Below are 21,190 nucleotides of genomic sequence, written 5' to 3'. Positions count from 1 at the left end.
CGCGCCGGCCTTGCTTCTCCGCTGCTTTGGCGGTGCTCCTGAATTTGCGGATGTTTGACGTTTTTCGGGGTTCGCCAATACACTGGGTTCAGCGAGATTTTCAAGCGACGCGGTCTGCGTTTCACTTGTCGCCGTCAGTGGTACTGCGGTTGCTTCCTCTCCCATCCTTGATGATCTGGCGCCCCGCGAGCAATCGCTTTTTCTAGGTTCAAGGACACTCCATGGCAACCGGCATCGTTAAGTGGTTCAACGCCGAAAAGGGTTATGGTTTCATCATGCCCGATGATGGCAGCAAGGATCTTTTCGCTCACTACTCGGAAATCCGCAGCGAAGGCTACAAGTCGCTGCAGGAAAACCAGCGCGTCACCTTTGAGGTCGGTACCGGCCCCAAGGGTCCCAGCGCAAAGAACATCAAGGTAGCGGCCTGACCTTCGCAGGGCAGCGCCCCGGGCCGGCCCGGCGCTCCGCCCAGAAAAAAGCCCCCGCACGCAATGTGCGGGGGCTTTTTTTGTTGCCGGGCGGGCGCGCCTCTGGGGCGCTTGCCGGCGTCAGTGCTTCGCGTGGTTGGCCGGTGGCGTGGCCAGCTTGTCCACCAGCGCAATTCCCAGCGCCGACAGGATGAAGAGGGCGTGGATGATGGTCTGCCACATCACGCCGGCCTCGGAGAAGCGCGCGTTCGGCGTGCCCAGCGTGCCGGCCTCGATGAAGGTGCGCAGCAGGTGGATCGAGGAGATGCCGATGATGGCCATGGCCAGCTTGACCTTGAGCACGCTGGCGTTCACGTGGCTGAGCCATTCCGGCTGGTCCGGGTGGCCTTGCAGGCGCAGGCGGGACACGAAGGTTTCGTAGCCGCCCACGATCACCATGACCAGCAGGTTCGAGATCATCACCACGTCGATCAGGCCCAGCACGATCAGCATGATCTCCATTTCGCCGAAGCTGCTGGCGTGCGTCACCAGGTGCCAGAGCTCTTTCAGGAACAGCATGACGTAGACGCCTTGCGCGACGATCAATCCCAGGTACAGGGGCAGTTGCAGCCAGCGCGAGCTGAAGATCAGGCTGGGCAGCAGGCCCAGGCGGGGAGGGGGGTTGGAGATCATTTGGGTGCGAGCCCTATGGTGTGTGCGAAAAAATGGCGGGCGCAATTCTATCAACGCCGCGTTGCCGCAGATATCAGTTTCTTTGAGAGGGTCTGATCCAAGGGAATACCCGCTAGCACGATTGCGCAAATCCTGTTCGGGTTTTATGTAAGGAAAACTGGCATTTGCGAAACTGTGTGGCGAAACGCTTGGTGCGCATTGGTCGTATATAGAATTGCGGCCTCGTTCGCATAGAGCCAGTAAAGAGGAGTTTGTTCCCATGAAGATCCGCTACACCGTCGCCGCCCTGGGCGTTGCGCTCGCCCCTTTCTCCGCCTCCCACGCTTTGGACATCGGCGGCCTGGTCGGCGCCGGCAGCAAGGTCGTTCAAGCTGCCACGCTGAGCGATGCCGAGATCAAGACCCTGTCGGACAAGGCTTGCGCGCAGAGCGATTCCCAGGAAAAGATCGCCGCTCCCGGCAGCAAGTACGACGCCCGTCTGCAGAAGATCGCCAAGCAACTGGGCGGCACGGTCAACGGCCAGAAGGCCAGCTACAAGGTCTACATCACCAAGGACGTCAACGCCTGGGCCATGGCCAACGGCTGCATCCGCGTCTACAGCGGCCTGATGGACATGATGACCGACGATGAGGTGATGGGCGTGGTGGGCCACGAAATCGGCCACGTCGCGCTGGGCCACAGCAAGAAGGCGATGCAGACCGCCTACACCGTTTCCGCCGCGCGCGATGCCGCCAATGCGGCAGGCGGCGCCACCGTGGCCGCGCTCAGCTCGTCGCAACTGGGCGACCTGACCGAGAAGTTCATCAACGCGCAGTTCTCGCAGTCGCAGGAAAGCGCCGCCGACGATTACTCGTTCGACCAGCTGCAGGCCAAGGGCCTGAACACCCGCGGCCTGGTGACCGCGTTCCAGAAGCTGGCTGAGCTGGACGGCGGCAAGAGCGACATGATGAGCTCGCATCCGTCCTCGGCCAAGCGCGCGCAGCACATCGAAGAGCGCATCGCCAAGGCCAAATAAGGCTTTCTGGCTGACGTATATTCTCCCGTCCCGGGTGGAAAACGGGGCGCGAGTATCCGGACTTATCCGGGTGCTCGCGCCCCTTTGCGTCAGGGGACCGGAAGTTTCCGGTAAAATGCCCCGTTTATCCGCCCGTCATCTCTTTATCTCTCGGAAAATAGGTCTTTTAATGCAGCCTGTGGTTGAAACCCTCTCCGGCCTGGAGCGCCGTGTTGATCTGGCCGTCTCGGTGGCCGACGTCGAAAAGGAAGTCCAGGCGCAATTGAAGCGCGTGGCCCGGACCGCCAAGGTCCCCGGCTTCCGTCCGGGCAAAGCTCCGCTCGCCATGCTCGAGCGTAGCCATGGCCCCGGCATCCGCTACGACGTGATCAATAGCCAAGTTGGCCGTGCCTTTGAACAAGCTGTCGATGGCGCCAAGCTGCGCGTCGCCGGCGCCCCGAACCTCGAGCCCAAGACTGAAGGCGTTGCCGACGACACGCTGGCGTTCACCGCCACGTTCGAGGTCTACCCCGAAGTCGCCGTGCCGGATCTGTCGGCCCTGGCCGTCACCCGCTACGAAACGGCCGTCACCGACGCCGAAGTGCAGCAGACCCTGGACGTCCTGCGCAAGCAGCGCGCCACGTTCGAAGCCCGTGAAGGCCGCGCCTCGCAAGACGGCGACCGCGTCACGCTGGACTTCGCCGGCACCATCGACGGCGTGCCGTTCGAAGGCGGCAAGGCCGAAGCCTTCCCGTTCGTGCTCGGCCAAGGCCGCATGCTGCCGGAATTCGAAGAAGCCGCCCGCGGCCTGAAGGCTGGCGAAAGCAAGGTCTTCCCGCTCAAGTTCCCCGATGACTACCAGGGCAAGGAAGTTGCCGGCAAGACCGCCGAATTCACCATTACCGTCAAGGAAGTGGCTGAAGGCGTGCTGCCCGAACTGAACGGCGAATTCGCCAAGTCCCTCGGCCAGGCCGAAGGCGACATCGAAAAGCTGAAGGCCGACATCCGCAGCAACATCGAGCGCGAAGTCAAGGTCCGTTCGGCTGGCCGCACCAAGTCCAGCGTCATGGACGCCCTGGTCGAAGCCGGCAAGTTCGACGTGCCGAAGGCCCTGGTCGACAACGACGTGCAAGGCCGTGTCGCCGCCGCCCGCGAAGAGCTGAAGCAGCGCGGCATCCCCAACGCCGAATCCGTGCCGATCCCGGCCGAAGCCTTCGCCACCGAGTCCGAGCGCCGCGTGCGCCTGGGCCTGCTGGTGTCGGAACTGGTCAAGCAAGCCCAGCTGCAAGCCAAGCCCGAACAAGTCCGTGCGCGTATCGAAGAGTTCGCCGAGAACTACGAACAACCCGCACAGGTTGTCAGCTATTACCTGGCCGACCGCCAGCGTCGTGCTGAAATCGAGGCTATCGTGCTGGAAGACAATGTCGTCGCGCACGTGCTTGAAAAGGCCAAGGTCACCGAAGAGAAGGTGCCTTTCGATCAGTTGATGGGGATGGCGTAACACTATGCAGAGATTCACCGATTTCTATGCGGCAATGAATGGCGGGTCTTCGGTGACCCCCACCGGCCTGGGCTACATTCCCATGGTGATCGAGCAGTCGGGGCGCGGCGAACGCGCCTACGACATCTATTCGCGTCTGCTCCGCGAGCGGCTCATTTTCCTGGTGGGTCCGGTCAATGACGCAACGGCCAACCTGGTCGTGGCGCAGTTGCTGTTCCTGGAATCGGAGAATCCTGACAAGGACATTTCCCTGTACATCAACTCGCCCGGCGGGTCGGTGTATGCGGGAATGGCCATCTTTGACACCATGCAATTCGTCAAGCCGGACGTGTCCACCCTTTGCACCGGCCTGGCGGCCAGCATGGGCGCGTTCCTGCTGGCGGCAGGCAAGAAGGGCAAGCGCTTCACGCTGCCCAACTCGCGCATCATGATCCACCAGCCCTCGGGCGGCGCCCAGGGGCAGGCTTCGGACATCCAGATCCAGGCTCGCGAGATCCTGGACCTGCGTGAACGCCTGAACCGCATCCTGGCCGACAATACCGGCCAGACCATGGAACGCATCGGCATAGACACGGAGCGTGACAACTTCATGTCGGCCGAAGATGCGGTATCGTATGGACTGGTGGACAAGGTTATGACCTCCCGCTCGGAAGGCTGACTTCCCGGTTGACCCGAACCCGCTGCCACCACGTTTGAGTAAGCGCATGCGCTAGGCCTTTAGCCGGCCTGGCGCATCTTTACCTGAGATACGAACATATATGCCTGAAAAAAAGGGATCGGCAGACGCAAAAGTGCTGCATTGCTCGTTTTGCAATAAAAGCCAGCATGAAGTCCGCAAGCTGATCGCGGGTCCGTCGGTATTCATCTGCGATGAATGCATAGATCTTTGCAACGACATCATCCGCGAGGAGGCGCAAGCCACCGCGCGCGCGGCGATTCGTTCCGAACTGCCCACTCCGGCTGAAATCAAGACCTTCCTCGACCAGTACGTCATTGGGCAGAACTCGCCCAAGCGCATGCTGGCCGTGGCCGTCTACAACCATTACAAGCGCATCCGCCACGGCGAGATCAAGGGCGACGAAGTCGAGCTCTCCAAGAGCAACATCATGCTGATCGGCCCCACCGGGTCGGGCAAGACGCTCCTGGCCCAGACGCTGGCGCGCATGCTGAACGTGCCCTTCGTCATGGCCGATGCCACCACGCTGACCGAGGCCGGTTATGTGGGCGAAGACGTCGAGAACATCATTCAGAAGTTGCTGCAGAACTGCAACTACGAAGTGGAAAAGGCGCAGCGCGCCATCATCTACATCGACGAAATCGACAAGATTTCCCGCAAGTCCGACAACCCGTCCATCACCCGCGACGTATCGGGCGAGGGCGTGCAGCAGGCCCTGCTGAAACTGATCGAAGGCACGGTCGCCTCGGTGCCCCCGCAGGGCGGCCGCAAGCACCCGAACCAGGACTTCGTCCAGGTCGACACGACCAACATCCTGTTCATCGTGGGCGGCGCCTTCGACGGACTGGAAAAGGTCATCCGCGACCGCACCGAGAAATCGGGCATCGGCTTTTCGGCCTCGGTGCGCGCCAAGTCGGAGCGCGGCGTGGGCGAACTGTTCTCCGAAGTCGAACCCGAAGACCTGATCAAGTTCGGCCTGATCCCCGAACTGGTTGGCCGTCTGCCGGTGGTCGCCACCCTCGATGAGCTGGACGAAGCGGCCCTGGTGCAAATCCTGACCGAGCCCAAGAACGCCTTGCTCAAGCAGTTCCAGAAGCTGTTCGCCATGGAAGGCGCCGAGCTCGACGTGCGTCCCGCCGCCCTGAAGGCGATCGCCCGCAAGGCGCTGCGCCGCAAGACGGGCGCGCGCGGTCTGCGTTCCATCATCGAGCAGGCCCTGCTCGACACCATGTATGACCTGCCTTCCCAGGGCAACGTCAAGCGCGTGGTGCTGGACGAGAACGCGATCGAAGGCGAGGGCAAGCCATTGCTCATCTACGCCGACGAGGACGCGGCTTCAGACAAGCCAGAGCGCGGAGAAGTCCGCGACGCCGCAGCCTGATATTTCAAAAAAGCCCGTTCCTGTAACGGGTTTTTTTGCCTAAGGCGCATTCCCGGGTGCAAACACGCTTTTCCTGCAGGCGCGACGCTTGCATACTGAGGGTGCCGCCCCGCGGTTTTTTTCAGCCTTTGGGGGATCCAGGCGCCGAGATCTTGAATTTTCGGCTATTGTTCCCATAACAGACGTAACCGACGTGGATTGTCCGGGTATACCCAGGCCTCCCGTCCCCGATACGCCGAGTCATACCGAGGAACCTCCTATGTCTGCCAGCCAGACCCTGCCTTCCGACCCGATCGACCTGCCCCTGCTTCCACTGCGCGATGTCGTGGTGTTTCCGCACATGGTCATCCCGCTGTTCGTCGGCCGTCCGCGCTCTATCCGCGCGCTCGAGGTTGCGATGGAAGCGGGCAAGAGCATCATGCTGGTGGCCCAGAAATCCGCCGGCAAGGATGATCCCACCCCCGAAGACGTCTACGAGATCGGCTGTGTAGCCGGCATCCTGCAGATGCTCAAGCTGCCCGACGGCACCGTCAAGGTGCTGGTCGAAGGCACCCAGCGCGCCCGCATCAACAGCATCGAAGATGCCGATTCGCATTTCACCTGCCAGGTGTCGCCAATCGAACCGGACGCCATGCAAGGCTCCGAGACCGAAGCCCTGCGCCGCGCCATCGTCGCGCAGTTCGAGCAGTACGTAAAACTGAACAAGAAGATCCCCCCGGAGATCCTGACCTCGCTGGCTGGCATCGATGATGCCGGACGCCTGGCCGACACGATCGCCGCGCATCTTCCCTTGAAGCTCGAGCAGAAGCAGAAGATGCTCGAGATCGTCGGCACCTCCGAGCGCCTCGAGGGTCTGCTCACGCAACTCGAAACCGAAATCGACATCCTCCAGGTCGAGAAGCGGATTCGCGGCCGCGTGAAGAAGCAGATGGAAAAGAGCCAGCGCGACTACTACCTGAATGAGCAGGTCAAGGCCATTCAGAAGGAGTTGGGCGAAGGCGAAGAGGGCGCGGACATCGAAGAGCTCGAAAAGAAGATCATCGCTGCCCATATGCCCAAAGAGGCGCGCAAGAAGGCCGATGCCGAGCTCAAGAAGCTCAAGCTCATGTCGCCCATGTCGGCCGAAGCCACCGTGGTGCGCAACTACATCGATACGCTCATCAACCTCCCCTGGAGGAAGAAGAGCAAGATCAACAATTCCATCAGCAACGCCGAAACGGTGCTGGACAACGACCACTACGGTCTGGAAAAGGTCAAGGAACGGATCCTGGAATACCTTGCCGTGCAACAGCGCGTGGACAAGGTGAAGGCGCCGATCCTGTGCCTGGTCGGCCCTCCGGGCGTGGGCAAGACCTCGCTCGGCCAATCCATCGCCAAGGCGACGAACCGCAAGTTCGTGCGCATGGCGCTGGGCGGCGTGCGCGACGAAGCCGAGATCCGCGGCCACCGTCGTACGTACATCGGCTCCATGCCGGGCAAGATCGTCCAGAACATGTCGAAGGTCGGCGTGCGCAATCCCTTGTTCCTGCTCGATGAAATCGACAAGCTGGGCATGGATTTCCGCGGCGATCCCTCGTCGGCGCTGCTCGAGGTGCTGGACCCGGAACAGAACCACACGTTCCAGGACCACTACATCGAAGTCGACTTCGACCTGTCCGACGTCATGTTCGTGGCTACCAGCAACACGCTGAACATTCCGCCGGCGCTGCTGGACCGCATGGAAGTGATCCGCCTGTCGGGTTACACCGAGGAAGAGAAGATCCACATCGCCCGCGACCATCTGCTGCCCAAGCTGATGAAGAACAACGGCGTGAAGGATAGCGAACTCACGGTCGACGACAGCGCGCTGCGCGACATCGTGCGCTACTACACCCGCGAAGCCGGTGTGCGTGCGCTCGAACGCGAAGTGGGCAAGATCTGCCGCAAGGTCATCAAGCAGTTGCTGACCCAGAGCGACCGCGCCAAGGCCGAAGGCAAGACCGCCGAGGTCAAGCCGGTCAACGTCACGGGCGACAACCTGAGCGATTTCCTGGGCGTGCGCCGTTACGCCTTCGGCATGGCCGAAAAGGAAAACCAGATCGGTCAGGTGACGGGTCTGGCCTGGACGGAAGTTGGCGGCGACCTGCTGACGATCGAAGTCGCGGACATGCCGGGCAAGGGCGTCATCCAACGCACCGGTTCGCTGGGCGACGTGATGAAGGAGTCGGTCGAGGCGGCCCGCACCGTGGTGCGTTCCCGCGCCCGCCGTCTGGGCTTTGCCGACAGCGTCTTCGAAAAGCACGACATGCACGTGCACGTGCCGGAAGGCGCCACGCCCAAGGACGGTCCGTCCGCGGGTATCGCGATCACCACGGCCATGGTGTCGGCCTTGTCGCGCATTCCGGTGCGCGCCGATGTCGCCATGACCGGCGAGATCACGCTGCGCGGCGAAGTCCTGCCCATCGGCGGCCTGAAGGAAAAGCTGTTGGCGGCTCACCGTGGCGGTATCAAGACGGTCTTGATCCCGGAAGAAAACGTCAAGGATTTGGCGGAGATCCCGGACAACGTCAAGAACCACCTTGAGATCGTGCCGGTGCGCTGGATCGACAAGGTGCTGGAACTGGCGCTGGAGCGTCTGCCGGAGCCCCTGGCCGAGGAAGAAGCGGTCAAGGAACCCCTGGTGGCCAAGCCTGCCGAACCTGGTTCGACCGACCCGGTGCTCAAGCACTGATGGACACCGGGAGGGACGCCGCCGGTAAGCGGCGCCCCTTCTGGATAGCTTCCAACAAAAAACCCCGTCAATTTCTTGGCGGGGTTTTTTTCATGCCGCGCGCAAACGCGGGAGTAGTGGGGGGGCTAGTGCAGCGCGTGCGTGCGGATCAGGCCCACCGCGATGCCTTCCAACGCGAAATCCTGGCCGGCTTCGACCACGATGGGTTCGAAGTCGGGATTTTCGGGCAGTAGTTCGATGTGGCCGTTCTGGCGCTGCAAGCGCTTGACCGTGACGTCGTCGCCCAGGCGGGCCACCACGATCTGGCCGTTGCGGGCTTCCGAGGCTTTCTTTACGGCGAGCAGGTCGCCTTCCAGGATGCCGGCGTCACGCATGCTCATGCCGCGCACCTTGAGCAGGTAGTCGGGCGTCTGGGCGAACAGGTTGGGATCGACGCCGACCTCGCGTTCGACGTGCTCGGCAGCCAGGATGGGGCTGCCCGCGGCCACGCGGCCGACCAGCGGCAGCAGCAACTGCGCCAGGCCCGGCATGGGCAGCGAGCTTTGCGTGGGAGCAGGGGAGGTGTCTTTCAGGCGGATGCCGCGGGACGCGCCGGCCGTCAGTTCGATGGCGCCCTTGCGGGCAAGCGCCTTGAGGTGATCTTCCGCCGCGTTGGGGGAACGGAAACCCAGGGCCAGGGCAATTTCGGCACGCGTCGGCGGGAAGCCGGTGCGAGTGACGGTCTGCCTGATGAGATCCAGGATTTGTTGTTGGCGATCAGTGAGTTTGCTGGCCATGGCGATGATCCGGTGCTAGCGGACTGTACATATATACAGCGCCATTCTGGGGGACGCAGCGCAAAAAAGCAAGCCGGTCTGGACCAAAAGAAAAAGCCGGTCCGGACCAAAAGAAGAAGCTGGTCCGGACCAAAAGAAAAACGGGACCCGAAGGTCCCGTTCCTGACGGCAGGCCCGCGTGGGCCTGTGCGCTGCAAATGGCTTACAGCACGGCCGCGATGCCCTTGGCGACCTTGTCGATGTTGCCGCTGTTCAGCGCGGCCACGCAGATGCGGCCGCTGGAGACGGCATACACGCCATGCTCTTCGCGCAGGCGATCCACTTGCGCCGCGGTCAGGCCCGAGTACGAGAACATGCCGCGCTGCTGCAGCACGAAACTGAAGTCCTGCTTGCCGCCGTGTTCCTTGATCTTGTCGACCAGTTGCTTGCGCATCAGGCGGATGCGGTCGCGCATGCCGGCGAGTTCCTCTTCCCACATCGCGAAGAGTTCAGGCGTGTTCAGGACCGTCGACACCACCGTGCCGCCATGGGTGGGCGGGTTGGAGTAGTTGGTGCGGATCACGCGCTTGAGCTGGCTCAGCACGCGGGTGGCTTCGTCCTTGCTGCCGGCGACGACCGTCAGCGCGCCGACGCGCTCGCCGTACAGCGAGAACGACTTCGAGAACGAGGAGCTGATGAACATGGTCAGGTCCAGATCGGCAAACATGCGCACGACCGAAGCGTCTTCGGTCAGGCCGTCGCCGAAGCCCTGGTAGGCGATGTCCAGGAACGGGACCAGATTGTTTTCCTTCACGACGGCCGCGATCTGCTTCCACTGGTCGGCGGTGGGGTCCACGCCGGTCGGGTTGTGGCAGCAGGCATGCAGCACGACGACGGTCTTGGCCGGCGCGGCCTTCAGGTCGGCCAGCATGGCATCGAAGTTCAGACCGCGCGTGGCGGCGTCGTAGTACGAATAGGTACCGACTTCGAAACCGGCGCGCTCGAACAGGGCGCGGTGGTTTTCCCAGCTGGGGTCGCTGATCAGGACCTTGGAGGTCGGCAGCAGCTGGCGCAGGAAGTCAGCGCCGATCTTCAGCGCGCCGGTGCCGCCCAGGGCCTGAGTGGTCAGCACGCGGCCGGCGGCGGCCAGCGCGGAATCCTTGCCCAGCAGCAGGGCTTGCGCGCCGTTGTTGTAACCGGCGATGCCTTCGATCGGCAGGTAGCCGCGGGCGGCGGCGGCTTCGATGCGGGCGGCTTCGGCCTTGCGGACCGCGCCCAGCAGGGGGATGCGACCCTGATCGTCGTAGTACACGCCCACGCCCAGATTGACTTTACCGGGACGCGTATCAGCGTTGTATTGTTCGTTCAGGCCAAGAATGGGGTCGCGCGGGGCGAGTTCGACGGAATCGAAAAGGGTGCTCATGGGAGTCTGATGAGGTGGGTGGACGCAGTACAGGCTGCTGTGGATAATGAGGGGTTTACCCTGGAAGAGTCTAGCATGCCTAAGAGCGCAATAGACCCGATTACGGCGGGGGCCGCAGCGAACCTGGCGGCCGATCCCGCGGCGGCATCGGCCGTGGCGGATCCGTCCGCGCCAGGCCCTGGATTCATCGATTTCCCGGGCAGCCCGTTTCATCTGTACCAACCCTATCCGCCGGCGGGCGATCAGCCCACCGCCATCGAGGGGTTGACCCAGGGGGTCGAAGACGGCCTGATGTTCCAGACGCTGTTGGGCGTGACGGGCTCCGGCAAGACCTACACCATGGCCAACGTCATCGCCCGCATGGGGCGCCCGGCGCTGGTACTGGCCCCCAATAAGACCCTGGCCGCCCAGCTGTACGCCGAAATGCGGGAGTTCTTCCCGAAGAACGCCGTCGAGTACTTCGTTTCGTACTACGACTACTACCAGCCCGAGGCGTACGTCCCCACGCGCGACCTGTTCATTGAAAAGGATTCGTCCATCAATGAGCACATCGAACAGATGCGCTTGTCGGCGACCAAGAGCCTGCTGGAACGCCGCGACACCATCATCGTGGGCACCGTGTCCTGCATCTACGGTATCGGCAACCCCGGCGACTACCACGCCATGGTGCTGATCCTGCGCGCCGGCGACCAGATCTCGCGCCGCGAGATCCTGGCCCGCCTGGTCGCCATGCAGTACACCCGCAATGACGCCGAGTTCACCCGCGGCGTTTTCCGGGTGCGTGGCGAGACCATCGACATCTTCCCGGCGGAAAGCCCGGAACTGGCGCTGCGCCTGACGCTGTTCGACGACGAGATCGAAAGCCTGGAGCTGTTTGATCCGCTGACCGGCCGCATCCGCCAGAAGCTGCCGCGTTTCACTGTCTACCCCGGTTCGCACTACGTCACGCCGCGCGACACCGTGCTGCGCGCCATCGAGACCATCAAGGAAGAGCTGCGCGAACGGGTCAAGCGCTTCGTCGACGACGGTCATCTGGTCGAAGCCCAGCGGCTGGAGCAGCGCACCCGTTTCGACCTGGAAATGCTGCAGGAGCTGGGCTTCTGCAAAGGCATCGAAAACTATTCCCGCCACCTGTCGGGCGCGGCGCCGGGCGAACCGCCGCCCACCCTCATCGACTACCTGCCGTCCGATGCGCTCATGTTCATCGACGAAAGCCACGTCACCATCGGCCAGTTGGGCGGCATGTACCGGGGCGACCGGGCGCGCAAGGAAACGCTGGTGCAGTACGGTTTCCGCCTGCCGTCGGCCCTGGACAACCGGCCGCTGAAGCTCGAGGAATTCGAGGCCCGGATGCGCCAGTGCGTGTTCGTGTCGGCCACGCCGGCCGCCTACGAGAAAGAGCACACCGACAATGTGGTGGAGCAGGTGGTCCGGCCTACGGGCCTGGTGGACCCGCTGGTCCAGGTCTTGCCCGCCCGTACCCAGGTCGACGATCTGCTCGGGCAGATCAAGGCGCGCGTGGCGCAAGCGGAGCGCGTGCTGGTCACCACCCTGACCAAGCGCATGGCGGAGGATCTCACCGACTTCCTCAGCGAGCATGGCGTGCGCGTGCGCTACCTGCATTCGGATATCGACACTGTCGAACGTGTCGAAATCATCCGCGACCTGCGTCTGGGCACCTTTGACGTGCTGGTGGGGATCAACCTGCTGCGCGAAGGACTGGATATTCCCGAAGTGTCGCTGGTGGCGATCCTGGACGCCGACAAGGAAGGCTTCCTGCGTTCGGAGCGCAGCCTGATCCAGACCATCGGGCGCGCGGCGCGCAACCTCAATGGCCACGCCATCCTCTATGCGGACCGCATCACCGATTCAATGCAACGCGCCATGGAGGAAACCGAGAGGCGGCGTGCCAAGCAGCTGAAATTCAATGCCGACCATGGCATTACCGCCCGGGGCGTGCAAAAGGCCGTGCGGGAACTGATCGATGGCGTTGTCGCTCCAACCCAGCACGATGCGCTCGAGGCCGCGGTTCCGGCCGAGTTCCTGAAGGACGAAAAGGCCCTGGCTCGCGAGATCAAGCGCCTGGAAAAGCTGATGATGGATCATGCCCGAAACCTGGAGTTCGAACAGGCTGCCGCGGCGCGCGATGCGCTGACCGCGCTGAAGCAGCGCGTGCTGCTGGATGGGGCGGTGTAACGGCGAAATCATGTCTGAATGTTTCTATATGCTGACAGACGGCTGAATATGCCGGAAATCTGCTGCGTTGCAATCAGGCTGCCACGATTCGTCCGAATATCCGGATTCAGTGTTCACAGGCTGGATCCAGATTTCTTCCTAAGTATTTGATTTCATTGAATAAATATTGGGGTCATATTCGCCCGGTCAGAATCCCGCAGACGCAAAAAAAGCTTGCCTTATCTCGGGTTTTCCCGCACACTTACTTCCATGATGACCAAGGTACTTTTCGTTTGCATGGGCAATATCTGTCGCTCGCCGAGCGCAGAGGGCGTGTTTCGCCATTTGGTGAACGACGCGGGTTTGGGCGATGTGGTTCGCATCGACTCCGCGGGCACGCACGCGTTTCACATCGGCGAGGCGCCTGATGCCCGGGCGCAGGCCGCAGCGCGCAAGCGCGGCTACGAGATCACGCACTGCGAAGCGCGTCAGGTCACCGCGGAAGATTTCCGCGATTTCGACCTGATCCTCGCCATGGACTGGGACAATCTGTCCGCCATGCAGCAGCAGTGCCCCAAGGCCTACCAGCACAAGCTGATGCTGCTGATGCGCTTTGCCAATGAGTTCGAAGAGGCCACCGTGCCCGATCCGTACTATGGCGGCGCCGACGGTTTCGGCAAGGTCCTGGACTACCTGGAAGACGCCTGTCAGGGCGTCCTCGAGCTGGTGCGCAAGCGCGCTACCCAGTACCAGGCGGCTTGATCCGCTTTTGTCGCAGGGCTGCCCGCCGGGCGGTTCTCGGAGGTGCTTGGCAGTAAAAGACCGCGCGAATGCGCGGTTTTTTCTAGCCGGGAGCCATACCAAATTAGTCGGGAATAGGCTATACTTGAGGCAATTACTCGGGTATTGACCGCTGGATTCGCCTGCGGCCATTGCCGAATCACTGGGAACCTACCATGCGGCTAACTACCAAGGGGCGTTTCGCCGTGACTGCCATGATCGATCTGGCTATGCGGCAGCATAGCGGTCCGGTCACTCTTGCGGCCATCAGCCAGCGTCAGAACATTTCGCTGTCCTATCTGGAACAGCTGTTCGGGAAACTGCGTCGCCACGAACTCGTGGACAGCGTGCGCGGCCCCGGGGGCGGCTACTCGCTTGCGCGCCTCGCCCGCAACGTTACCGTTGCCGACATCATCTTCGCCGTCGATGAACCCCTGGACGCCACCAGCTGCGGCGGCAAGCGGGACTGTACGAGCGGCAACGACGGCAAGCCGGGCAAGTGCATGACGCACGAACTCTGGGCTACGTTGAATCGCAAGATGGTGGATTACCTGGATTCGGTGTCCCTGCAGGATCTCGTCGATCAGCAGCGCGTGCGCCAATTGCAGGAAGCCAACAATCAAGCGCAGGCTTGCGCGGTGCGCGTGAACCGGGTGGGGGGCGCCAACAACGCCGCCAACGCCCCGGCCGCGACCGTCGCCGCCAACGCCACCGTATAAGCAGTATCAGGAGTTGTAGAAATGACCACCCGCCCGATCTATCTGGATTATTCCGCCACGACGCCCGTCGACCCCCGCGTCGTGGACAAGATGGTGCCCTGGCTGTACGACAACTTCGGCAACCCGGCATCCCGCAGCCATGCGTTTGGCTGGGAATCCGAGGAAGCCGTTGAACGCGCCCGCGAAGAAGTCGCCAAGCTGGTGAACGCCGATCCGCGCGAAATCGTCTGGACCTCCGGCGCCACCGAATCCAACAACCTGGCGATCAAGGGCGCTGCCAACTTCTACCAGGAACGCGGCAAGCACATCGTCACCGTCAAGACCGAGCACAAAGCCGTGCTGGACACCTGTCGCGAACTCGAGCGCCAGGGCTTCGAAGTGACCTACCTGGACGTCAAGGACAACGGCCTGATCGACCTGGACACCTTCAAGGCCGCGCTGCGCCCCGATACCGTCCTGGTATCCGTGATGATGGTGAACAACGAAATCGGCGTGATCCAGGACGTGGCAACGCTGGGCGAGATCTGCCGCGAAAAGGGCATCATCTTCCACGTGGACGCCGCCCAGGCAACCGGCAAGGTGGAAATCGACCTGCAAAAGCTCAAGGTCGACCTGATGTCGTTCTCGGCTCACAAGACTTACGGCCCCAAGGGCATCGGCGCGCTGTACGTGCGCCGCAAGCCGCGCATCCGCATCGAAGCGCAGATGCACGGCGGCGGCCATGAGCGCGGTTTCCGCTCGGGCACGCTGGCCACGCACCAGATCGTCGGCATGGGCGAAGCTTTCCGCCTGGCCCGCGAAGAAATGGGCACCGAGAACGAGCGCATCCGCATGCTGCGCGACCGCCTGTGGGCTGGCCTGTCGCAGATCGAAGAGGTCTACCTCAACGGCGACATGGACCAACGCGTTCCGCACAACCTGAATGTCAGCTTCAATTATGTCGAAGGCGAGTCCCTGATCATGGCGATCAAGGAACTTGCCGTCTCCAGCGGCTCGGCCTGCACCTCGGCCAGCCTGGAACCGTCCTACGTGTTGCGCGCCCTGGGCCGCAACGACGAACTGGCGCACAGCTCGATCCGCTTCACGCTGGGCCGTTTCACGACCGAAAAGGAAGTGGACTACGCCATCGAGTTGCTCAAGAGCCGCGTCGGCAAGCTGCGCGATATGTCGCCGCTGTGGGAAATGGCCAAGGAAGGCATCGACCTGAACACCGTGCAGTGGGCTGCGCACTAAGCGCCCGCGCCTTGAAATTCGTGGAGAATTAACATGTCTTACAGCACCAAAGTCCTGGATCACTACGAAAACCCGCGCAACGTCGGTTCGTTCGACAAGTCGGACGAGTCGGTCGGCACCGGCATGGTCGGCGCACCCGCCTGTGGCGACGTGATGAAGCTGCAGATCAAGGTGAACGAAGCCGGCGTGATCGAAGACGCGCGCTTCAAGACCTACGGCTGCGGTTCGGCCATCGCTTCCAGCTCGCTCGTGACCGAATGGGTCAAGGGCAAGACGCTGGACGAGGCGATGAATATCCGCAACACGCAGATCGCCGAAGAACTGGCCCTGCCGCCCGTGAAGGTGCACTGTTCCATCCTGGCCGAAGACGCGATCAAGGCCGCGGTGCAGAACTACAAAGAAAAGCATTCGGCCCCGGCTGAAGCTGCTGTGGCGGGCTGAACATGTCCGTTACCCTGACCCAACAGGCTGCCACCCATATCGGCCGCTACTTGCAGAAGCGCGGAAAGGGTATCGGCTTGCGGCTCGGCGTTAGGACGACGGGCTGCTCCGGCATGGCCTACAAGCTCGAATACGTGGACGACGCGGCAGCGGAAGACGTGGTGTTCGAAAGCTTCGGCGTGAAGGTCTTCATTGACCCGAAAAGCCTGGCCTACCTGGACGGCACCGAACTCGACTACGCCCGCGAAGGCCTGAACGAAGGCTTCAAGTTCCGCAACCCCAACGAAAAGGCGACCTGCGGCTGCGGCGAGTCGTTCACGGTGTAAGTCTTGGCTGGAGACGATCACTTCGGCCTGTTCGGCTTGCCGGCGCGTTTCGATCTGGACGCCCAGGCGCTTGAGTCTGCGTGGCGCACCGTCGCCGCGCAGGTGCATCCCGACCGCTACGCCACTGCCAGCCCCGCGGAACGCCGCGTGGCCATGCAGTGGGCGGCTCGCGCCAACGAGGCCTACCGCCTGTTGCGCGATCCCTTGCTGCGGGCGCGCTACCTTTGCGAGCAGGCCGGCGTGGATCTGCAGACCGAGAGCAACACGGCCATGGACCCCGAGTTCCTGATGCAACAGATGACGTGGCGCGAGATGCTGGACGACGCGCGCGACGACGCCGACGCCCTGGCGGCCTTGCAGGCGGAATTGCAGCAGGCGCGCGCTGCCATGCGCGCCACGCTGGCCCGTCTGCTGGACCAGGACCGCGACTACGCCGCGGCGGGGCTCAAGGTGCGGGAGTGGATGTTCGTGGAGAAGTTGGCGGAAGAACTGGCGCACGCCCAGCCCGCCGCATAGCCCAGGCCGCGCCGGGGCGTCCGCGAGACGGGCGCCGGCACAGCGCCGCCTACTGACCAAAAAAACAGAATCATGGCCTTATTGCAGATATCAGAGCCTGGCGAATCGCCCGCGCCTCACCAGCGCAAGCTGGCGGTCGGGATCGACCTGGGCACCACCAATTCCCTGGTCGCGGCCGTGCGCAGCAGCGTCGCCGAAGTGCTGAGGGACGAGCAAGGCCACGCCTTGCTGCCTTCCGCCGTGCGCTATTTCGCCGGCGGCAAGGTCACCACGGGGCGCGATCCGCTCGCGCAGCAGGCCGAAGATCCTCTGAATACCGTTGTGTCGGTCAAGCGTTTCATGGGCCGTTCGCTGGAAGAGGCGCGCGCCAGCCGCGCGCCGTACGAATTCGTGGACGCGCCTGGCATGGTGCGCATCCGCACCGTCCAGGGCGACCTGAGCCCGGTTGAAGTGTCGGCGCAGATCCTGGCCGTCCTGCGCCAGCGCGCCGAGGACGTGCTGGGCGATGACCTGGTCGGCGCGGTCATCACGGTGCCCGCTTACTTCGATGACGCCCAGCGCCAGGCGACGCGAGACGCCGCGCGTCTGGCCGGCCTGAACGTGCTGCGCCTGCTGAACGAACCCACGGCGGCGGCCATTGCCTACGGCCTGGATAATGCCGCCGAAGGCGTGTATGCGGTGTACGACCTGGGCGGCGGAACGTTCGACGTTTCCATCTTGCGCCTGACCCAGGGCGTGTTCGAAGTCATCGCCACGGGCGGCGATACCGCCTTGGGCGGCGACGACTTCGATGCCTTGATCGTCGATCACGTGGTGGCCGGACTCGCTGCTGGCGAGTTTTCGCCGGCGGACCGCCGCCGCCTGCTGATGGCGGCGCGCGCTGCGCGCGAAGCCTTGTCGGACGCCGATGCGGCCAGCCTGAAGCTGGAATTGTCCGATGGCCGGACCGTGGACACGAACCTGACGCGGGCGGCATTTGAAGAACTGGCGCAGCCCCTGATCGTGCGCACGCTGGACTGCGCGCGCCGCGCCTTGCGCGACGCCTCGCTGACGCCAGCCGATGTGCGCGGCGTGGTGATGGTCGGCGGCGCCACGCGCATGCCGGTCGTGCGCGCTGCCGTGGGCAAGCTGTTCGGCACGCAACCGCTGACCGACCTCGATCCGGACCAGGTGGTGGCGCTGGGCGCCGCCTTGCAGGCCAATCTGCTGGCGGGCAACCGCGCTCCCGGCGAAGACTGGCTGTTGCTGGATGTGATCCCGCTGTCGCTGGGGCTGGAAACCATGGGCGGCCTGGTGGAGCGCATCATCCCGCGCAACAGCACGATTCCCGTGGCGCGCGCCCAGGAATTCACGACCTTCAAGGATGGCCAGACGGCCATGAGCATCCACGTGGTGCAAGGCGAACGCGACCTGGTCTCCGATTCGCGCTCGCTGGCGCGCTTTGAGCTGCGCGGCATTCCGCCCATGGTGGCCGGCGCAGCACGCATCCGCGTGACCTTCCAGGTGGACGCCGACGGCCTGCTGAGCGTGACCGCGCGCGAGCAGAGCAAGGGCGTCGAGGCCATGGTGTCGGTCAAGCCGTCCTATGGCCTGACCGACGACGAGATCGCGCAGATGCTGGCAGACAGCGTGGCGCAAGCCGACACCGATGCACGCGCCCGCATGTTGCGCGAGCAACAGGTGGACGCGCGCCAGTTGGTCGAGTCGGTGCAGGCCGCGCTGGCCGTCGATGGCGATCTGCTGGATGCCGAAGAACGCAAGCGCGTGGACGAATGCCTGCAGGCTGCCATCGCCGCCCAGGATGCGCAGGACGTGGACACAGTGAAGGACGCGGTCCAGGCCCTGTCGGCCGCGACCGATGATTTCGCTGCGCGCCGCATGGATCGCAGCATCCGCGCCGCGCTGGCGGGCCGCAAACTTGATGAGATTGCCTGATAACACGCTATGCCGAAACTGACTGTATTGCCTCATCCCGACTACTGCCCGGAAGGCGCCGTGATCGAAGACGCGCCCAAGGGCGTGTCGATCTGCCGCGTGCTGCTGGATAACCACATCGACATCGAACACGCATGCGAACTGTCGTGCGCCTGCACGACCTGTCACGTGGTGGTCAAGCAGGGCTATTCTTCGCTGGAAGACGCGACCGATGACGAAGAGGATCTGCTGGATAAGGCCTGGGGCTTAACCCCGACCTCGCGCCTGTCCTGCCAGGCGCTGGTGACGGACGCCGACCTGACGGTCGAGATCCCCAAATACACCATCAACCACGCCAAAGAGGGCCATTGATGAAGTGGACCGACACCTACCAGATCGCCGAGGCTCTGCTCGACGCGCATCCTGACGCGGACCCCAAGACGCTGCGCTTCGTGCAGCTGCGCGAATGGGTCCTGGCCTTGCCGGGCTTCAACGACGACCCCGCGCATTGCGGCGAGAAGATCCTGGAGGCCATCCAGATGGCCTGGATCGACGAGGCGGACTGATCGCCAAACCAGAAACGCTCCCTGCGGGGAGCGTTTTTGTTTTTGAGCGCGGCGGATCCGGGCCAAAGCTGCCGCGGCCATGCCCGCCACGGTATCATCAAGGATCTTCTTGTTGTCCCTACTTGCCTGAGTCCACCGATGCCCGCTGCCCAATTGCGCTTTGGCCTGGCCGCCAACCGGCTGCACCACGAAACTCCCGATGCCGCGCTGTTTACCTGGCTGCGCGCCTGTTCGGGCACGATACGCGAGCTGGGCGTGCAGTTGCACACCGTAGGCCGCACGCACGACGCGATCGTGCGCGAGGGCATGCTGCAGGGCTACGGCGGGTTGATCCGCTATCCGTACGGCCGCGAGGGCGGCCTGATGAAGCTGGTGGCCCGGGTGACGGAAGGGCGTGACGGGCAGGCGCCGTTCGACGGCGCGATCTATCTGATCGATCCCGTCGACCCGTCGTCGATTTTTCCGGAGGCGCTGGCGCTCAAGCGCCAGTGCATCACGCACGGCCGCCCGTTCATCTCGACGCTTGCCGGCGCCATCGAATGGATGGAAGTCGAACGCGTCCACGCCGGCTTGGCGCCGGACGTCTCGGCTTCGCGCCATTTCAACTTCACTGGCCAGACGGTGGCGCTGATTGCCCACGATGCGCTCAAGGACGAGATGGTGGCATTCGCCAGCGAGCATTTCGACGTGCTGTCGCAGTTTGCGCGGCGCGTCGCCACGGGCACCACCGGCGGCCGCTTGAACGAGCTGGCCTGGTCGCGCGGCTGGCCCAAGGATACGCCCTGGGTGCACCGCTACCTGAGCGGGCCGCTGGGCGGCGACGCCCAGATCGCGGAGCTGGTGCTGGAACACCAATGCCAGCGTGTGATCTTCTTCGAGGATCCGCATGTGGCGCGCCAGCACGAGGCCGACATCCAGCTGCTGGAACGCGCGGTGCGGGTGGTGACCGAGTCCGCGACCTGCGCGACTTCGCCGGTAGTGGCGCGGCGCTGGGCGCAGGCGGTGGAAAAGCGCGTCATCTAAGCCTGGCCCGGGTGGGCGGGTCGCCAGGCCGGGAGTCCGTAATGATGCGGCTGACCCGGTCGGCAACGGCGGACGCGGCCATGGACAATGGCAGGACATCGGACCTGCACAGGAACACAGGCCGCGCCAGGCGCGGCTTGACGATGCGATGCAGGAGGACCTCGCCGCGCGCGGCTTCCTGGTGCACCGCCGCGTAAGACAGGATGGTGTGCGCGATGCCAGCCTGCGCCAGTTCGATCAGTTGCGGAATGGCGTTGGCCTCGGCAATGACGCGGAATTCGGCGCGCTCCTGTTGCTGATAGTGGTCCAGCAGGCGGCGCAGGCTGTGCTGGCTGCCGGGCAATACCAGTGGCAATTCGGCGAGCGCGTGCAGATCCATGGCCGGCAGCGCATGTAGCGCGGCTGGGGCTGGCTTTTTGCGCGACTTGGCCGGCGGCGGCGAAACCACGACCAGTTCTTCATCTATCAGGTGCTGGAAGCGCAGGTCGACCGAGGCGTCGTCGCTGAACGTCAGTCCCAGGTCGGCATGGCCGGAACTGACGAAGCCCGGGATGTACCCGGTGCTGGATTCGATGATCTTCAGGTAGACGCCGGGCCAGTGTTCCAGGGAAAAGCGCAGGAGCGGCACAGTGAGCAGCTTGGCCATGGACATGGACATGGCCAGCGAGACGGTCCCGCGCGGTGCGCTGATGTCTTCGCGCACGTCGGCGCGCGCCGCGTCGATGCGGCCGAGAATCTCGCGTGCGTGCGCCAGCATGCGCGATCCCGCGGCCGTTGGCGTGACCCCGCGAGCGCTGCGATGCAACAGCACCACGCCCAGATCCTCTTCCAGATTGCGTATCAGCAGGCTTAGCGCGGGCTGCGCGACGTGCAGCGCGGCCGCGGCGCGGCTGATCGATCCGGTGGAGACCACGGCGACAAAGCATTGCATCGCGCGGATTGACATCGACATGCGTA

At 63.6% G+C, this 21,190-nt stretch carries 21 protein-coding genes; 17 read left to right on the top strand and 4 right to left on the bottom strand.

The window, feature by feature from the left end; all coding sequences use genetic code 11:
* Positions 1-221: 221 nt before the first annotated feature.
* Positions 222-428, top strand: a complete 207-nt coding sequence (locus IB257_RS07030; RefSeq protein WP_006225311.1) for a cold-shock protein — start codon at positions 222-224, stop codon at positions 426-428.
* A gap of 120 nt (positions 429-548) precedes the next feature.
* On the opposite strand, the gene IB257_RS07025 is transcribed toward IB257_RS07030, so the two are convergent.
* A complete protein-coding gene (locus IB257_RS07025; RefSeq protein WP_192492085.1) occupies positions 549-1,100 on the bottom strand; it encodes a TIGR00645 family protein in 552 nt (183 codons plus the stop codon).
* Between the two features lie 259 nt (positions 1,101-1,359).
* Between IB257_RS07025 and IB257_RS07020 the strand changes: the two genes are divergently transcribed.
* The 5 genes from IB257_RS07020 (at position 1,360) to lon (ending at position 8,362) form a co-directional block, all read left to right on the top strand.
* Positions 1,360-2,115 (top strand): M48 family metalloprotease, encoded by a 756-nt coding sequence (locus IB257_RS07020; protein WP_119449349.1) that lies wholly within the window; start codon positions 1,360-1,362, stop codon positions 2,113-2,115.
* A 169-nt stretch (positions 2,116-2,284) separates the two neighbouring features.
* Positions 2,285-3,595: a trigger factor gene (gene tig, locus IB257_RS07015; protein WP_054456093.1), complete on the top strand. Its 1,311-nt coding sequence runs from the start codon at positions 2,285-2,287 to the stop codon at positions 3,593-3,595.
* A gap of 4 nt (positions 3,596-3,599) precedes the next feature.
* Entirely contained in the window at positions 3,600-4,253 is a 654-nt protein-coding gene (gene clpP, locus IB257_RS07010; RefSeq protein WP_054456095.1) for an ATP-dependent Clp endopeptidase proteolytic subunit ClpP, read from the top strand.
* 100 nt (positions 4,254-4,353) lie between these two features.
* Positions 4,354-5,652 carry an ATP-dependent Clp protease ATP-binding subunit ClpX gene (gene clpX / locus IB257_RS07005; RefSeq protein WP_054456097.1) on the top strand — a complete coding sequence of 433 codons (1,299 nt, stop codon included), beginning with the start codon at positions 4,354-4,356 and terminating at the stop codon, positions 5,650-5,652.
* A gap of 259 nt (positions 5,653-5,911) precedes the next feature.
* Positions 5,912-8,362, top strand: a complete 2,451-nt coding sequence (lon, locus tag IB257_RS07000; RefSeq protein WP_054456099.1) for an endopeptidase La — start codon at positions 5,912-5,914, stop codon at positions 8,360-8,362.
* Positions 8,363-8,487: 125 nt separating this feature from the next.
* Here lon and lexA read toward each other — a convergent pair whose 3' ends face one another.
* Together lexA and IB257_RS06990 are read right to left on the bottom strand one after the other, a co-directional pair.
* Complete coding sequence (gene lexA / locus IB257_RS06995) at positions 8,488-9,138, bottom strand: transcriptional repressor LexA (RefSeq protein ID WP_054456101.1); 651 nt, start codon at positions 9,136-9,138, stop codon at positions 8,488-8,490.
* A gap of 202 nt (positions 9,139-9,340) precedes the next feature.
* Positions 9,341-10,540, bottom strand: a complete 1,200-nt coding sequence (locus IB257_RS06990) for an amino acid aminotransferase (RefSeq protein WP_054456103.1) — start codon at positions 10,538-10,540, stop codon at positions 9,341-9,343.
* A gap of 75 nt (positions 10,541-10,615) precedes the next feature.
* Here IB257_RS06990 and uvrB point away from each other — a divergent pair, with 75 nt between their 5' ends.
* The 11 genes from uvrB (at position 10,616) to IB257_RS06935 (ending at position 20,233) form a co-directional block, all read left to right on the top strand.
* Positions 10,616-12,736 carry an excinuclease ABC subunit UvrB gene (gene uvrB, locus IB257_RS06985; RefSeq protein ID WP_225588755.1) on the top strand — a complete coding sequence of 707 codons (2,121 nt, stop codon included), beginning with the start codon at positions 10,616-10,618 and terminating at the stop codon, positions 12,734-12,736.
* Between the two features lie 249 nt (positions 12,737-12,985).
* A complete protein-coding gene (locus IB257_RS06980) occupies positions 12,986-13,477 on the top strand; it encodes a low molecular weight protein-tyrosine-phosphatase (RefSeq protein ID WP_006386176.1) in 492 nt (163 codons plus the stop codon).
* A gap of 194 nt (positions 13,478-13,671) precedes the next feature.
* A complete protein-coding gene (gene iscR / locus IB257_RS06975; RefSeq protein ID WP_054456107.1) occupies positions 13,672-14,214 on the top strand; it encodes a Fe-S cluster assembly transcriptional regulator IscR in 543 nt (180 codons plus the stop codon).
* A 21-nt stretch (positions 14,215-14,235) separates the two neighbouring features.
* Positions 14,236-15,447 carry an IscS subfamily cysteine desulfurase gene (locus tag IB257_RS06970; protein WP_054456109.1) on the top strand — a complete coding sequence of 404 codons (1,212 nt, stop codon included), beginning with the start codon at positions 14,236-14,238 and terminating at the stop codon, positions 15,445-15,447.
* Between the two features lie 33 nt (positions 15,448-15,480).
* The gene (gene iscU, locus IB257_RS06965; RefSeq protein WP_054456111.1) at positions 15,481-15,888 is read left to right on the top strand and encodes a Fe-S cluster assembly scaffold IscU; all 408 of its coding nucleotides are present in this window, start codon (positions 15,481-15,483) and stop codon (positions 15,886-15,888) included.
* 2 nt (positions 15,889-15,890) lie between these two features.
* On the top strand, positions 15,891-16,214 hold the full coding sequence (iscA, locus tag IB257_RS06960; protein ID WP_042794073.1) for an iron-sulfur cluster assembly protein IscA: 324 nt from the start codon (positions 15,891-15,893) through the stop codon (positions 16,212-16,214).
* 3 nt (positions 16,215-16,217) lie between these two features.
* On the top strand, positions 16,218-16,730 hold the full coding sequence (hscB, locus tag IB257_RS06955) for a Fe-S protein assembly co-chaperone HscB (RefSeq protein ID WP_054456112.1): 513 nt from the start codon (positions 16,218-16,220) through the stop codon (positions 16,728-16,730).
* A gap of 72 nt (positions 16,731-16,802) precedes the next feature.
* Complete coding sequence (hscA, locus tag IB257_RS06950; RefSeq protein ID WP_054456114.1) at positions 16,803-18,665, top strand: Fe-S protein assembly chaperone HscA; 1,863 nt, start codon at positions 16,803-16,805, stop codon at positions 18,663-18,665.
* Positions 18,666-18,674: 9 nt separating this feature from the next.
* Entirely contained in the window at positions 18,675-19,016 is a 342-nt protein-coding gene (fdx, locus tag IB257_RS06945) for an ISC system 2Fe-2S type ferredoxin (RefSeq protein ID WP_013394592.1), read from the top strand.
* Positions 19,016-19,210: a Fe-S cluster assembly protein IscX gene (iscX, locus tag IB257_RS06940; protein ID WP_054456117.1), complete on the top strand. Its 195-nt coding sequence runs from the start codon at positions 19,016-19,018 to the stop codon at positions 19,208-19,210. The genes fdx and iscX overlap by 1 nt, the downstream gene beginning before the upstream one ends.
* Positions 19,211-19,348: 138 nt before the next feature.
* A complete protein-coding gene (locus IB257_RS06935; protein WP_054456119.1) occupies positions 19,349-20,233 on the top strand; it encodes a methylglyoxal synthase in 885 nt (294 codons plus the stop codon).
* Here the strand turns inward: IB257_RS06935 and IB257_RS06930 are convergent.
* Complete coding sequence (locus IB257_RS06930) at positions 20,226-21,185, bottom strand: LysR family transcriptional regulator (RefSeq protein ID WP_054456121.1); 960 nt, start codon at positions 21,183-21,185, stop codon at positions 20,226-20,228. The genes IB257_RS06935 and IB257_RS06930 overlap by 8 nt on opposite strands.
* Positions 21,186-21,190 lie beyond the last annotated feature (5 nt).

This window comes from Achromobacter sp. ACM03 (assembly GCF_014851665.1).
Lineage (GTDB): Bacteria > Pseudomonadota > Gammaproteobacteria > Burkholderiales > Burkholderiaceae_B > Achromobacter > Achromobacter aegrifaciens.
The sequence above is the reverse complement of the archived record's forward strand: the minus strand, read 5'-3'. Positions and strand labels throughout refer to the sequence as shown.